Raw genomic sequence first — 13548 nt, forward strand, 5'->3', positions numbered from 1 at the left:
AGGAGCTTTGCCATGCACTTTCGCAAGATCCATGGCGCCGGAAACGACTTCGTCCTGCTCTCCGACCTCGGCCCGGACGGCGACAACGAGTGGCCCAAGAAGGCGGAACGTCTGTGTGCCAGGCGTACCGGTGTAGGTGCGGACGGCCTCGTCATCAGCACGCTGGTCAGCAACCGACCTGCCGTCCTCGAAGTCACCTGCTTCAACGCCGACGGCTCGATCGCCACCATGTGTGGCAACGCCCTGCGGTGCTCCGCCTGGGCCGCTCACCACGATCACGGCTTCCAGCAGATGAGTCTTCACATGGCTGGCGTGGTGCATGAGGCAGTCGTGTCCGACGACTCCGTGTGGGTCACAGCCGAGGTGGGTGAAGTCCTCCCACGACGCTTACAGGTCGTCATCAACGGCAGGCCAACCTGGTTCGACAGCGCCCACACCGGCACCGAACACGTCGTAGCCATCGTGGACGACGTCGACGCCATCGACACGGCCATGGTCGGGCGCCTCGTCCGCCACCACGCCGACCTCGCCCCACTGGGGACGAACGTCAACTTCGTTGAGCCCGCCGGCGACCAGGCGCTGAAGATCCGCACCTACGAACGCGGCGTCGAGGCGGAAACGCTGTCGTGCGGAAGCGGGGCAGTCGCAGCCGTCGTCGTCGCCACCATGCGCGGACTCGTGGCCCGACGTGCCGTCACCGTCCACAACCGCGCCGGCGAGCCGCTCACGGTACGGCCCCATGACGCCCGACCGAACCGAACTCACTGGGTCGGCGGCCCGGTCACCACCACCTTCGAAGGAGTACTCGCATGACTCTCTTCCTCAACCCCAGCTCGGGCCTTGCGGTGCAGAAGGCCGTCGAGGAGCTTCGAGAGTGGGGTCAGAGCCGCCACAGCCTCGGCGTCGCCCTCATCTACGGGCCCGTGTCCACCGAGGACAGGCTCTACCACTCGAAATGCCCCGTCGAACAGCGCTCTGTCACCGCCCTGGCCGAGGCACTGGAAGAGATCGGCGCCCGCTGGAAGGTGCTGAATCCGTGCGAGCCCGACTTCATCATGGAACTGGTCGAATACGACGTGGCCCTCTCCAACCTGCACGGCCCGTACGGAGAGGACGGCCGACTGCAGGGCCTGCTCGACTACCTGCGCGTGCCCTATTGCGGCAGTGGGGTTGGGGCGTCCGCGGTGGCTGCCGACAAGGTTCTCTGCAAGCGGGTGATGCTGACGCTGGGTGTCCCTACGCCCGGCTGGCACGTCTGGTCCGGCGGCCCGATGACCTGGAACGGGCGCCCGGTGATGGTGAAGCCGCCCTTCGGGGGATCCAGCGTGGGCATGAGCCTCGTACGCAATCCGGCAGATCTGCCCAGCGCTCTGGCGGACGCGAGCGGCGGCGAGGGCACGACTGTGCTCGTCGAGGAGTACGTGGCTGGCACGCCGATGACTGTGGGGCTGCTGGAGCTGCCCGGCGGCTCGGTCGTCGCCTTCCCGCCGCTGTCCACCGACGCCACCGAAGCCGACTTCTACGACGCCGACACGAAGCTCGACGTGGACTCCAGGGGCACGGTCAGCGTGCGCGTTGCCGAACTGGACCCCGATGTGCTGGACAAGATCACCGAGGATGCCCGGACGCTGTGGGACGGGCTCGGGCTGCGCGGTTCAGCGCGTATCGACTTCATCCTCACCGAGGACGGCGAGCCGTACGTGCTGGAGGTCAATAGCACGCCGGGCATGTCCCGTGACAGCAACTTCGCCGTGGGGGCGGCGATGGTCGGACTCACGCACACGGATGTCGTGTTGGCGATGCTGCACGAGGCGCTAGCCCGCCCGCCATACGATGTTCCTCTGCCCACTCCCGCGTTCTCCAGCACCACACTGACTCGGGAGGCTGCCGTCTCGCCGTAGGAGCCCTGCCGCTGTGCCGCGCGTCCACGATGTCCCCATGTGCCGTCAGCTCATCGACCCCGCCGAGTGGGATCTGCACGGCGGTTGGGCGCCCGGGGACAGGATCGAGTGGTCCAACCGGGCGTGCGGACTGGCCTCGCTGAGAATGATCCTTCTCGCCTACGGGCGCGAGGCACCCACGGTCACGGAACTGCTGAAGCTCGCGGTCAAGCACGAGGTTCTGACCCCGCGCGGAGCACTCCACGCGGGGATCGCGAGCCTGGCGACCGACCTCGGAGTCCCCTCGGCCGCCGAGCCCGTCCCGGTCGAGGACCTGACGAGACGGCTCGACGACGCTCCGCTCATCGTGTCCGTGACCGAGCAGTTCCCCGATGACGGCCGCGCCGGCGGCCATCTCGTCATCCTTCGCGGCTACGAGGACGGCCCCGACCCAACGGTCCACTTCCGAGACCCGTCGGCCTGGGGTCAGACACACCATCGCGTGACGCTCAGCCGCGTGTCCGCTTCCTACACAGGCCGCGCGATCACCTTCGCGCCCCTCATTCACAACGGAGAGTCTTGATGACCGAGGCAGACGGCGACACGACCGAGGCCGCAGGCGGCCGGAGGATCGCCGTACTCGGAGAGATGCTGGAGCTCGGAGACAAGGCCGTCGCAGCCCACCACGAGGTTGGGCGCATGGCAGCCCAGAATGGCGTTGATCTCCTCGTGGCAGTCGGCGGAGACCTCGCCAAGCAATTGGCCCTCTCCGCAGGCGCGGCAGGGGTCCCCGACATTGCGCTGGTAGGCGACAACGCCACCGCCGCCGCCTACCTCGAATCCATCCTCCGCCCCGGTGACGTCGTACTCGTCAAGGCGTCCCGCGGCGGTCAACTCTGGCAGATCGCCCAAGCGCTCACCGGGCAGGCCGTCACGGGCCTGTGAGCCGCCTGCGAGCCCCTAGGGAATAGTCGGCCAGACCCACCGCGTCGGTCAGCCGCAGAAGGCGTGGTCCTGCACATTCATGCAGGACCACGCCTCGCAGGGGAACCTGTCACGGCGTAGTCCCATCGTGAGAGCTCATGTGCACTGTCGGTTGCCTACTGGGGGTGTCCCCTGCGCCCGTTCCGCCGCCGCTCAGGAGCGCCAGCACAACGAGCACGAGTAACAGTCCACCCCCTCCACCAGCAGCGACAATCGGAGCACTGAACCGACGAACCTGTGGACGAACGTAAGAGCCGTTGCTGCGGTAGTACCCACGAACGTGCGTCGCCGAGTTCCCCGAAGTGCGTCGCAGGCCGGGCGCGGCAGTTCGAAGACGGGACGTGGCGACATATCGGGCAGAAGTGGAAGTGTTCGACCCCCTAGCCTCGCGCTATCACGAGGTGGGCTGTCCGGCAGGCGGTCAGGAAAGCGGAAAGTGCCTCTGACCAGCAAGAATAAGGATTGTCGAGGTCCTTGTTCTGCCACCGCCGGAGGCACTTCCCAGGTGAAGCACTCTATCGGGTCCTATCCCCGTGTCCGTGTCCAGGACAACGGCCGCCAGGTCGTCTCCCAGGCCGGTTCGGTCCTGCTCGTCGAAACGGTCCACAAGACCGGTCTTGACCAGGCCATGTCCCAGGCCCTGGCTCCGTGGAGCAAACCGCGGGCCGTCCACGATCCCGGCAAGGCCCTCCTGGACGTCGCCCTGGCGGTCGCACTGGGCGGGGACTGCCTCGCGGACGTCGCGATGCTGCGGTGTGAGCCGGCCGTTTTCGGCCCGGTCGCCTCCGACCCGACCATCTCCCGCCTGATCGGCACCCTCGCCGCCTCCGGCGACAAAGCCCTGCAAGCCATCCGGTCCGCACGCTCCGAAGTCCGCAGCTGGGTCTGGTCGTTGGCCGGCGAGAACCCCCCGGACGCCGAGGGCCAGGTCATCATCGATCTCGACGGAGTCCTCGTGATCGCCCACTCCGACAAGGAGGACGCGGCTGCGACCTGGAAGAAGACCTACGGCCATCACCCGCTGACGGCGTTCGTCGACCACGGACCGGGCGGAACCGGTGAGCCCGTCGCCGCCCTCCTCCGTCCGGGAAATGCGGGCTCCAACACGGCAGCCGACCACATCACCACCGCCCAACTCGCCCTGGCACAACTACCGAAGCATTACCGGCGAGGGCGGCAGACTCTGATCCGCACGGACTCCGCGGGCGGCACCCACGACTTCGTGTCCTGGCTCTCCAGGCGAGGACGATGGCTGTCCTACTCGGTCGGCATGACGGTCACCGAAGCGATCCACGAACACGTGCTGAAGGTCCCCGCCTCAGCCTGGACCCCGGCCGTCGAGACCGATGGTCAGGCCCGTGACGGGGCCTGGGTCGCCGAGCTCACCGGCAAGCTCCTGGACGGCTGGCCCAAGGGCATGCGACTGATCGTCCGAAAGGAACGGCCCCATCCTGGCGCTCAGTTGCGGATCACGGACGCGGACGGCATGCGGATCACGTGCTTCGCGACCAACACCCCTGACCGGCCGATCGCCGCCCTCGAGCTGCGTCACCGGCTGCGGGCCCGGGCCGAGGACCGGATCCGGGCCGCCCGGGCCACCGGCCTGCGCAACCTGCCCCTGCACACAACAGCACAGAACAAGGTCTGGCTGGAGATCGTCCAGATCGCTCTCGACCTGCTGGCCTGGATGCCCATGCTTGCCCTCACCGGCAAGGCACGGCTCTGGGAACCCCGCCGCCTGCGATTCCGCCTGTTCTCCGTGGCCGCCCAACTCATCACCACCGGCCGCCGCAGGATCCTCCGCCTCACCAAGCACTGGCCCTGGACCGGCGAGATCACCGCCGCACTCGAACGGCTCGCGCTCTTGCCAAACCCCGACTGCTAGAGCGTCGAGTGTGAGGGCGGACGTACGAGCCATTGCGGCGGTAGTGCCCACGAACGTGCGTCAAAAAGATCACCCCAGGTGAGCCAGACAGAAACGGGAGCTGCCCAATCCAGGCATTGACACGACGTTACAGGCGCCCACTGACACTCGACGCTCGCCCAACTCCTCTGATCCTCACGGAGGTTATCCACCACACACGCGAGCCCTCCCGCGACTCCGATGTGTAAACCAAGAAGCGCTACCAGGGTCAAGGTGGAGCGGGTGAAGATCCCAAACGTCGATCAAAACTGCTGCTGGCCGCTCAGCCCCGGGACTCCCCGCCGTTGCTGCGGGACTCGGTCAGCTCACCCAGCCAACCAACCAGAAGATCGCTATTCAGCGTCGCACCACCAACTGGAGACCACTGCGCAACCATGCCACCGCGCTTTAATGCTGAACCCCGCGAATCGGCAGTCACACTGACCAGCAATCAGATAGCCTGATTGCCCCGTCGGCAAGAAGATCACGAAGCTAACGTAGAAGGACCGCGCCACTGGCGAGGAAGATGCTAGACGAGTTTATCGAACACGCGATCGACCATCGTGAGCGGCAGTTGGCGATCCGCGTGGCGGGGCCCCCGACGAGCCGCGTAGGAATCCGTCATTGCATGCCGACGGGCATTGCTAACGCAGGCGTCAGGCCCCTGATGGGCCCTTCCAAATCAGCTCGATGAGGCCACTGCGATCAACAAAAGGGTGCGTACCGCAAGACGCACCCTAACCACATGAAAACACAGAGGGTCCTGTGCACATTAAGTCGTTTCGAGTTCAGAATTTCCGACGCCTTAAGAATGTTCGAGTAGACCTCGACAAAGAGACAACGATTTTCGTCGGGGCGAACAACAGCGGTAAGACCTCAGCGACTCATGTCTTCCAGCGCTTCCTGGACCCCAAGGTCCGATTCCAGATCTACGACTTCACCGTCGACTGCTGGGACAAATTCAATTGCTTCGATCCCGCCACAAGCAATGCGGAGACGGACCTACCCAAGATCTACTTCGATCTCTGGTTTGAGGTTGACGACGACAATGTTCACCGCGTACTCGACCTACTACCAGGACTTGACTGGGGTGGGGAACCCGTGGGCGTGCGGATGGTCTACGAGCCGAGGAACCCATCCTCATTAGTAGCGAACTACCAGAGCGCGCGCAAAGACGGGAAGCTCCCCGAGGAGAAATCTGACGCCACATACAAGCCGTGGCCTCAGAACCTCACTGACTACTTGAGAAAGCGACTGACGACTGAATACGAGACCAACTACTACGTTCTCGACGCCCGACAGTGTGACGCCGAGTTGATCCCCAACCCCGGGTATGAGCCGTTCCATCTGGGATCGAATTCTTCTGGCGCCAGCACAATAGTCAGCGCGCTCATCAAAGTCGACTTCCTCAATGCGCAGCGGCATCTCACAGATGCAGAGTCACACGGTCGCGCCGAAGACCTATCCCGAAGGCTAAGCAGGTACTACCAGCGCAATCTGCAAAAATTTGAAGCCGACCTAGATGCTCTGAGCGCAATCGCTGACTCCGAATCTGCTCTCAACGAGCACTTCGCTCAAGCCTTCGAGTCAATCCTCAAGAGCATTGAGCACTTGGGCTACCCAGGGGCTACCAACCCCAGTCTGATGGTCAGGGCCTCGTTCAACGTGCAGAACGTCCTGAGCACGAGTGCCCGCGTTCACTACGCGCTTCCCTCGATCAACGGCGGGCCGTTCGCAGAATCATCACCGATCCTGCCTGACCAGTACAACGGTCTCGGCTTCAAGAACCTCATCTACATGGCCGTTGAGATCCTGGACTTCCACCATGCCTGGGAGGACGTGGAAGGCCAGCGCCCACCTGTACACCTCATCATGATTGAGGAGCCAGAAGCCCATCTGCATGCCCAGCTCCAGCAGGTATTCATTCGCAAGGTATTCGAATTGCTACCAGACGCCAAGCCAGGATTCCATACGCAGCTAGTCGTTACCACGCACTCGTCGCACATCTTGTATGAACGGAGCTTTCAACCGATCCGATACTTCTGCCGCGACAAGGGGGCCGGCTCACTACATTGCAGTGACGTCAAGAACCTCTCGCTCTTCTACCGCAAGGAAGAAGCAGCGACGCGCGATTTCCTCCAGCAGTACCTCAAGCTCACCCACTGCGACCTCTTCTTTGCCGACGCTGCCGTCCTGGTTGAGGGGAACGTCGAGCGCCTACTGCTGCCGCTCATCATCGAGCGCAATATGCCTGACTTGCAGAAATGCCACCTGACGATCCTCGAAGTCGGCGGCGCGTTCGCCCATAAGTTCGAAGAGCTGCTCGACTTCCTAGAAATCACAACACTCGTCATCACCGATCTGGATAGCGTTAAACCGCCCCAGGGCAGGGATACGGAAAAAGAAGATGACGAGAAAGGAAAGGCATGCAGAACAACTGAACCCGCCGCTGTCACCTCCAACGAGGCACTGAAGCACTGGTTCCCGAAACTCACCTCAATCAACGAATTGCTCGTCCTTCCGGACAACGAAAAGATCGTCAAGGATGTTGATAATCGCGACGGTAACATCCGGATCGCCTACCAGACCCGTCGCCCCGCTTCATGGAAGGGAGACGAGGCTGAGATCGCCGGACGGACACTTGAGGAAGCTTTTGCTCTCGAAAACCTGGTTTGGACTCAGGAGCAGTCGCGAAAGGCCATCGGCCTCTCCATTCCGGCATCGGACCGACTGACACTTAAAGAACTGCATGACGCGATCTTCACGCGCGTACGCAACCTCGATAAGACCAGGTTCGCGCTGGGCCTCATCGCCGAGCGGGACAATACGTGGAAGCCTCCCCAGTACATCCTCGACGGGTTGGGCTGGCTCCGAGACCGGTTGCTACCACCCGGGCCGTCTGCCATGCCCGTACCCTCGCCAGAGACTGGAGTGGACGAATGAGCTCGCGCATCTCTGCGCCAGATACTCCCGCCGATATCGAGCTGCGCAGTCTCCTGGACGAAAATCACCTCAGATGCTTTGTCATGGTGGCTGGCGCCGGCTCAGGCAAGACGACGTCATTGGTGAAAGCACTTGACCATGTGGTGACTAAGCACGGTGCCCGCTTAAGGTCCCGGACGCAGAATGTAGCCTGCATCACCTATACCGAGGTAGCAGCCAAAGAGATCCACGCGGACGTGGGCAATAGCCCGCTTGTTGTAGTGGCTACCATCCATAGCTTCCTGTGGACCCTAGCCAAACCCTTCCAAAGGGATATTAAGAAGTGGGTCCGACACCGCCTAGAGAAAAAGATACAGGAGCTCAGAGCGAAGCAGGAAAATTACTCGTCGCGGACTCGGAAGACGACCATCGAAAAAGATACTTCCGACCTTGAGAAGCTCCAAACCCAGCTGGAACAGCTCAACGGGGTTGAGCGTTATTCGTATGGAACCGGAAGTGACTATGCAAGGGGGTTATTGGGCCATGAAGACATCGTCACGATGGTTCCCGAGCTGATTCTCAACAGCAATCTCCTTGCGCGGATCGTTGCCAGCAAGTACCCGTACATCTTCGTTGACGAGAGCCAGGACACTTTCCCAAACGTCGTCGAGGCGCTCAAGCATGTCAGCACCAAGGCGCAAGGCGCAGTCTGCCTGGGCTTCTTCGGTGACCCCATGCAGCAGATCTACCAGCGCGGCGTGGGCTCGATTTCCACGGGAGCAGGCTGGGACCAGATTGAGAAGCGCGAAAACTTCCGCAGTTCAAATAAGGTGCTTGAAGTGATCAATCAGGTGCGCTCCAAGGCTGATGGTTTGGTCCAGATGCCCGGTCGCCCGGCAGAAAGGCGAGTGGAGGGTGAGTTCTTCTTCTTTGTTCTGCCCGCTGATGACCGGCGAAGTGAGCACCTGGAGCACGTAAGAGCCTGGCTGGAGCAGAACAGCAACGCAGGTAGTTGGGCTGCGAAACCGACCGATGACGGAGCGGGCGCGAAGATCCTCATGATCGTGCACCGCATGGTGGCCAGGCGTATGGGTTTCGAGCAGCTCTACGCTGCATTCCATGACAGTGGCTCGAAGAGCTTGAAGGAGGCATTTGACGAAGGCAACGCCTGGCCGCTCCGGCCGTTTGAAGACGTGATTCTTCCTCTCTGTGCAGCTGACACTGTTGACTCCGCGTCCGTTATGACCCTTCTCCGTCAGAACGGAACGGTGCTGAATATGGACATGCCGGGCCCAGACATCCGGACGAGGATGACGCTTGCGCGCGAGGCCGTAGGACGCCTCCGAAAGACCGTAGAAGCTGGCGGGCCGGGCTCTGTGGGCACTGTCTTGAGGCTGGCTGTCAAAGCAGGTCTCGTTGCTACAGACCCGCGGCTCTCCGCATACCTGGAGCCAGAGGGTGAGCACGCAGACATCGTGCTCTCATCGGAGGCAGTGGAGGCTCTGGATGCCTTCATGGCCTGCCACGTAGACGAAGTTCCCGCCTACTTCAAATACATCGGGCAACAGTCGCCTTACTCCACACAGCACGGGACCAAGGGTGCCGAGTTTTCCAAGGTCATCGTGGTGCTGGATGACGAAGAAGGAAACTACGGCCTCTACTCCTACGAGAAGCTGTTCGGGATCAAGGCGCTTTCGGACACCGACATACAGAACTTGGCCGTCGGGAAGGAATCAGTCTTGGAACGCACGCGGCGGCTTCTCTACGTGTGCGTGTCACGCGCAGTGGATTCACTCGTTGTTGTTCTTTTTGCGGGCGACCCGGCTGCGGCCAAGTTGGCCATCGAGCAATCCGGGATCACGGGTGAGGGGAAGGTTCTCACCAAGGCCGACCTTGCTTTGTTTTGACGCACCTACGTGATTGGCAGCCCGTTGTTACGATCACTGGCCGTGGACTGGCTCAAGCGCACCAGAAGGCTGAGGCAGTGGACCAGAGGCGGGGCACGCACGCACGCTGGCCGTCCGCTTGTCGGCCCGAGCCGGGCGCGTGCCCTGTCGCCGCCGCCACCACGCCGGCACACCAGCCAGGTCTTCCACGGCGATCCATGCCCCACCGTGCCAGCCTGGCGGATCCACCGACGCTGACCGGTTCATCGTCTGAATGTCAGTGCCTCGTGCGACGCTCATGGCAACCTGGCCGTGCAGCAGCCGGATGGAGAACCAGAGGATGGCATCAACCTGCGCATGGTGTGGCGGCAACATCCCGCCAGGCCGGGCTCCCCAGGCCAAGTACTGCGGGGTGGAGTGCCGCGAGCGACAGGGCGTTGCGAACAAAAGGGGTACCCGCCGCCCACCACAGAAACACTTCGTCTGCGTGGTGTGTGCAGGCCCAATCCCCTCCACCCGGCACCGTGCCTGCACAACCTGCTCCGAGGAGTGCGCTACGGAGCGACGCCGTGAACTAGGCAATGAGACCCGCCGGGCCCAGACTCAGCGCAAGCTCGCCAGCCTCGCCAGCCTCGCCAAGGCATGTGCACACTGCCAACAGATGTTCACTCCGCAGGCCATGCCGTGGCAAAGGTTCTGCTCCAAGCAGTGTGCCCAGCGGGCAGGTGGAGAGCGCGCCGAACTCAAGCGGCAGGAGCGACTCTCGACCGGCGACTTCAAGCAGTGCACTCTCGAAGGCTGCGGCGGCCTGGTCGTCGCGCGTGGGTACTGCCGTAGTCATTACGCGCGCTGGCACAAGCACGGAGACCCGCTGCACCAAGCAGTTCCTCGGCAGTTGCGTGGATGCGCTGTTGCGGACTGTCCGAAGGCGGCAGCCGCTTTCGGATTTTGCCCTCGGCACCGACGCCTGCAGAAGCTGTACGGCGACGCCTTGGGGCCCAAGTGCACTCAGTGTGGCATCAGATACACGGCGGCTGGGCGGCCCGGCTGGTGTGCTCATTGCGCCTCGGAAGTGTTTGCGAACAGCGGCTACCGACCGCTGGAGGCTTTCCAGGGCAGCAACCAGCCCGTGAAGGTCGCCTGCCTGAGCTGCGGCGAGATGTCAGCTGTGCTGTTAAGCAATGCAATCCGAGGCGGTTCCTGCATCCACTGCTTCCGACGCCTCCGGGCGGGGCGGGATCGCGCTCTCCCCAAGTCCGAAGCTCTCAAAGCCTTGGCAGGTCTCCGTCTGGTTCTCAATGAGCCATACGTCCGAGCCACGCTCGCAGTGGCTGTCGAGTGCCTGGATTGCGGCACCGGCACGACCGTCAAGGTCTCCGACATCACAGGCGGACGGCGCCACATCGGGTGCCGCAGCTGTGCACGGGATGCCGCAGCTAATGAGATCACCTTCTGCGCGGCAGGCTGCGGCCGGTCATTTGGACAGCCATTCAGCGGCCCCCGCCGCAAGTGGTGCAGTCAAGCGTGCATGGAGTACTTCGGGCGCCACTCGAAGCCCTATCCGAAGCACGTAGGGACACGCCTCTGCCGCGACTGCGAAGCGGACATCACGGCCAAGCAGCTCTCGGCGGTTCGCTGTGATGCCTGTCTCCCGGCATGGAAAAACGAAGCGCGTCGCAGACGCTGGGCCGAAGATCCGGACCTCCGTCGCCGCCAGCAAGCAGACGCGGCGAATCGTCGTCGGGCCAGGATCCGAGGCAATGGCCGCGAGCGATACGAGCGACTCGACGTATTCGAACGCGATCGTTGGCGGTGCCGGCTCTGCTCCTTCCCGGTGGACCAGACAGCACAGTGGCCAGACCCGCTGTCTGCCGCCATCGACCATGTAGTGCCCATCGCCGCTGGCGGAGCCGACATCCTGAGCAACGTGCAGCTGGCTCACCAGGGCTGCAACTGGCGCAAGTCAAGCAAGGACTCGATTGGAATCGGCCCAGACGAATTCATCCACCCTGCCGTGGCCACCCGATTCCTTAGCAGCTAAGGAATCGGGCCCTTCGGAAGCCTCTCCTGCGAGACACCTCGACGGCTGAGACCGGTGATCTCCGAACGCGAACAGGATGGAACCGGTGCCGTTGAGGTCGTAGATGCCGGGCAGGGGGCCACTCAGCCTTCCCAAACTGGCGGCGTGTTCCTGGAGGGTGCGGGCCAGGGTGGTCGGTCCGTCGGCGTCGCGGCCCAGCCGCTTCATCTCGGTCACGGTGAGGATCACCGGCTGTTCTGGCGCGGCCTCCTGCCAGCTCCAGGGCGGCGGCCAGCTTGGGACGGTCCTTCACGCGGGTGCTGATCTTCTCGGAGAACATCTTGTGACACTTGGCCTTCGCCAGCTCGTCCAACTGCCCCTGTAGCCCCTGGGAGACGGTGCAGCAGCGTGCGTAGCCGATCCGGATGGGCTCCAGGTCCAGGCTGGCCGGGACGGCGGGAGCGGCCTCAGGCAACCCGGGTGTCCACAGCGTGCCCGGTCGGCGGTCGCTGGGGGTGCGGACCTCCAGGGAGCGGGCAGGGAATGGCACTTTGCCGAATCGCGGGGTGTGGTACTTCGGCGCTACCTCGCCGGAGTTCGTGCGGCAGGCGGAGCCAGGTCCACCCCGCAGGTGGGGCTTTGCGACAGCGGAAGGTCGGGTGAAACGGACACCGGGCCACCGCCCGCCGAGCGTCGCAATATGGACCGTGTTTAAAACTCGCCGGGCGGCGGGGAAAATCGGGCGTCCGCCCTCACGACCGTCTCAGCCCAACTACCTGCGGCCGGTGCCGCCCGGGAGGGAGGATCACCCCCATGAGCGCGCGCGAACTCAGCATCATCTGCGATGCCTGCAAACTCCCCGTTGACGACGAGGAGGGGTACGTCTGGATCGACTACGGAGAGATCAACCGATACGAGACCGCATTCCGTACCTGGGAGGAGGAGACCGGGACCGAGCTTGTCCCCGGCCGCAAGATTCGGAGCTTCATGGACGTGTACAACGGCCCCAAGCGGGTTCGCTGGCAGGCCCACCACAAGGCGTGTGACCCGGATGTCGGGGCCGGTTCCTACACGATCGAGGCTGAGGGACTGCGTACCTGGGCCGACCTCGCAGAGTGGACCGCTCAGCTAATGGGCCTGCGTTGGTTGAGCGGTACGGACTGGTCGGACGTGTTGCGGTCCGCAGCGCACGGCACCGGGCTACGCGTCACCCCGGTGGCACCGCCAACGCTCAACGCGTAAAGGAGCCGTCAGCAGGACGCCCTCCCCACACTCTGGGCCGCTGTCGGCTGTGGCGGGCATCCTGGCGTCATGATCGTGACGTACCCGCGCCACACCTGTCCCGTGTGCCAGCGGCCCATACCCATCCCGAACGGCAAGCTCGCCCGCCACGACCCCGAATGGCGCGCACCGGCCTGGCCGCTGGTCTCCTGTACCGGCTCCATGCGGATGGCCCCGCTGGGCGGGGAACAGCCGGTGCTGTTAGAGCCCGAGGACCAGGCCGCGCCGGTCGCCGCGCAGCTCGGCTTGTTCACTGACGGGTGACAGGCTCGGCAACTCCGATCCGTTCCGCCGGCCGTTACCGAGCGGAACCGCCGCGGCGGTCGTTCCGCGCGGACGCGGCCGGTTGGATGGGTCGGGTGACCCAGGTACGGAGGTTGAGGACGTACGCCAGGCGCTACGTAGCGGAGGGCGTACGCAGCGGTGTGCGGCCAGCCTCGATGGCTTCTGCCGCCTCCTTCTCGTCGTAGATGAAGGTTCCTTCGCCGCGGCAGTCGTCGCACCTATCCCAGACGAGCTCGGGTTCATCGTCGTCGGTGCCCCGAATGCCTTGCACAGACCCGTCGCCGTCGCGTTCGTAGCAGGTGAACTCGTACTCGCCGGGTACCAGTTCCATCTGGTTGTCCCTCCCCAGGGGCCTGTGTGGACTGTGATCCTAGCCAGCTGCTGAGG

Annotated in this window: 12 protein-coding genes and 1 pseudogene; 10 read left to right on the top strand and 3 right to left on the bottom strand. The window is 63.7% G+C overall.

What is annotated here, in order from left to right; translation table 11 throughout:
* Positions 1–12: 12 nt before the first annotated feature.
* From dapF to ACZ562_RS05375, 8 genes are all read left to right on the top strand, one after another.
* The gene (dapF, locus tag ACZ562_RS05340) at positions 13–813 is read left to right on the top strand and encodes a diaminopimelate epimerase (RefSeq protein ID WP_471174302.1); all 801 of its coding nucleotides are present in this window, start codon (positions 13–15) and stop codon (positions 811–813) included.
* The gene (locus tag ACZ562_RS05345) at positions 810–1901 is read left to right on the top strand and encodes a D-alanine--D-alanine ligase family protein (protein WP_471174303.1); all 1092 of its coding nucleotides are present in this window, start codon (positions 810–812) and stop codon (positions 1899–1901) included. The genes dapF and ACZ562_RS05345 overlap by 4 nt, the downstream gene beginning before the upstream one ends.
* 37 nt (positions 1902–1938) lie before the next feature.
* Positions 1939–2463, top strand: coding sequence for a C39 family peptidase (locus tag ACZ562_RS05350; protein ID WP_471174304.1), 525 nt, complete (start codon positions 1939–1941; stop codon positions 2461–2463).
* Positions 2463–2825 carry a glutamate ligase domain-containing protein gene (locus ACZ562_RS05355; RefSeq protein WP_471174305.1) on the top strand — a complete coding sequence of 121 codons (363 nt, stop codon included), beginning with the start codon at positions 2463–2465 and terminating at the stop codon, positions 2823–2825. The genes ACZ562_RS05350 and ACZ562_RS05355 overlap by 1 nt, the downstream gene beginning before the upstream one ends.
* 544 nt (positions 2826–3369) lie before the next feature.
* Positions 3370–4749: an IS1380 family transposase gene (locus ACZ562_RS05360; protein ID WP_471174306.1), complete on the top strand. Its 1380-nt coding sequence runs from the start codon at positions 3370–3372 to the stop codon at positions 4747–4749.
* Between the two features lie 783 nt (positions 4750–5532).
* Positions 5533–7710 (top strand): ATP-dependent nuclease, encoded by a 2178-nt coding sequence (locus ACZ562_RS05365; RefSeq protein WP_471174307.1) that lies wholly within the window; start codon positions 5533–5535, stop codon positions 7708–7710.
* A complete protein-coding gene (locus tag ACZ562_RS05370; RefSeq protein ID WP_471174308.1) occupies positions 7707–9596 on the top strand; it encodes a UvrD-helicase domain-containing protein in 1890 nt (629 codons plus the stop codon). Before ACZ562_RS05365 ends, ACZ562_RS05370 begins: the two co-directional genes overlap by 4 nt.
* A gap of 1507 nt (positions 9597–11103) precedes the next feature.
* A complete protein-coding gene (locus ACZ562_RS05375) occupies positions 11104–11616 on the top strand; it encodes an HNH endonuclease (RefSeq protein ID WP_471174309.1) in 513 nt (170 codons plus the stop codon).
* On the opposite strand, the gene ACZ562_RS05380 is transcribed toward ACZ562_RS05375, so the two are convergent.
* Positions 11539–11832 (bottom strand): hypothetical protein, encoded by a 294-nt coding sequence (locus ACZ562_RS05380; RefSeq protein ID WP_471174825.1) that lies wholly within the window; start codon positions 11830–11832, stop codon positions 11539–11541. The genes ACZ562_RS05375 and ACZ562_RS05380 overlap by 78 nt on opposite strands.
* Before the next feature lie 46 nt (positions 11833–11878).
* Positions 11879–12145: pseudogene (locus tag ACZ562_RS05385) on the bottom strand (recombinase family protein); the annotation flags it as partial.
* A 263-nt stretch (positions 12146–12408) separates the two neighbouring features.
* On the opposite strand from ACZ562_RS05385, the gene ACZ562_RS05390 reads away from it, so the two are divergent.
* Both ACZ562_RS05390 and ACZ562_RS05395 read left to right on the top strand, forming a co-directional pair.
* Complete coding sequence (locus ACZ562_RS05390; protein ID WP_471174310.1) at positions 12409–12837, top strand: hypothetical protein; 429 nt, start codon at positions 12409–12411, stop codon at positions 12835–12837.
* A gap of 69 nt (positions 12838–12906) precedes the next feature.
* Complete coding sequence (locus ACZ562_RS05395; RefSeq protein ID WP_471174311.1) at positions 12907–13140, top strand: hypothetical protein; 234 nt, start codon at positions 12907–12909, stop codon at positions 13138–13140.
* Between the two features lie 133 nt (positions 13141–13273).
* Here the strand turns inward: ACZ562_RS05395 and ACZ562_RS05400 are convergent, their stop codons facing one another.
* Entirely contained in the window at positions 13274–13492 is a 219-nt protein-coding gene (locus ACZ562_RS05400; RefSeq protein ID WP_471174312.1) for a hypothetical protein, read from the bottom strand.
* Between the last annotated feature and the right edge of the window lie 56 nt (positions 13493–13548).

This window comes from Streptomyces sp. NPDC040410 (assembly GCF_055595715.1).

What these genes read in the sequence shown, in the direction of transcription:
- ACZ562_RS05400 (WP_471174312.1), bottom strand. Translation starts at nt 13,492, where the DNA reads ATGGAACTGGTACCCGGCGAGTACGAGTTCACCTGCTACGAACGCGAC.
- ACZ562_RS05355 (WP_471174305.1), top strand. Translation starts at nt 2,463, where the DNA reads ATGACCGAGGCAGACGGCGACACGACCGAGGCCGCAGGCGGCCGGAGG.
- ACZ562_RS05350 (WP_471174304.1), top strand. Translation starts at nt 1,939, where the DNA reads ATGTGCCGTCAGCTCATCGACCCCGCCGAGTGGGATCTGCACGGCGGT.
- dapF (WP_471174302.1), top strand. Translation starts at nt 13, where the DNA reads ATGCACTTTCGCAAGATCCATGGCGCCGGAAACGACTTCGTCCTGCTC.
- ACZ562_RS05345 (WP_471174303.1), top strand. Translation starts at nt 810, where the DNA reads ATGACTCTCTTCCTCAACCCCAGCTCGGGCCTTGCGGTGCAGAAGGCC.
- ACZ562_RS05395 (WP_471174311.1), top strand. Translation starts at nt 12,907, where the DNA reads ATGATCGTGACGTACCCGCGCCACACCTGTCCCGTGTGCCAGCGGCCC.
- ACZ562_RS05375 (WP_471174309.1), top strand. Translation starts at nt 11,104, where the DNA reads ATGGAGTACTTCGGGCGCCACTCGAAGCCCTATCCGAAGCACGTAGGG.
- ACZ562_RS05370 (WP_471174308.1), top strand. Translation starts at nt 7,707, where the DNA reads ATGAGCTCGCGCATCTCTGCGCCAGATACTCCCGCCGATATCGAGCTG.
- ACZ562_RS05390 (WP_471174310.1), top strand. Translation starts at nt 12,409, where the DNA reads ATGAGCGCGCGCGAACTCAGCATCATCTGCGATGCCTGCAAACTCCCC.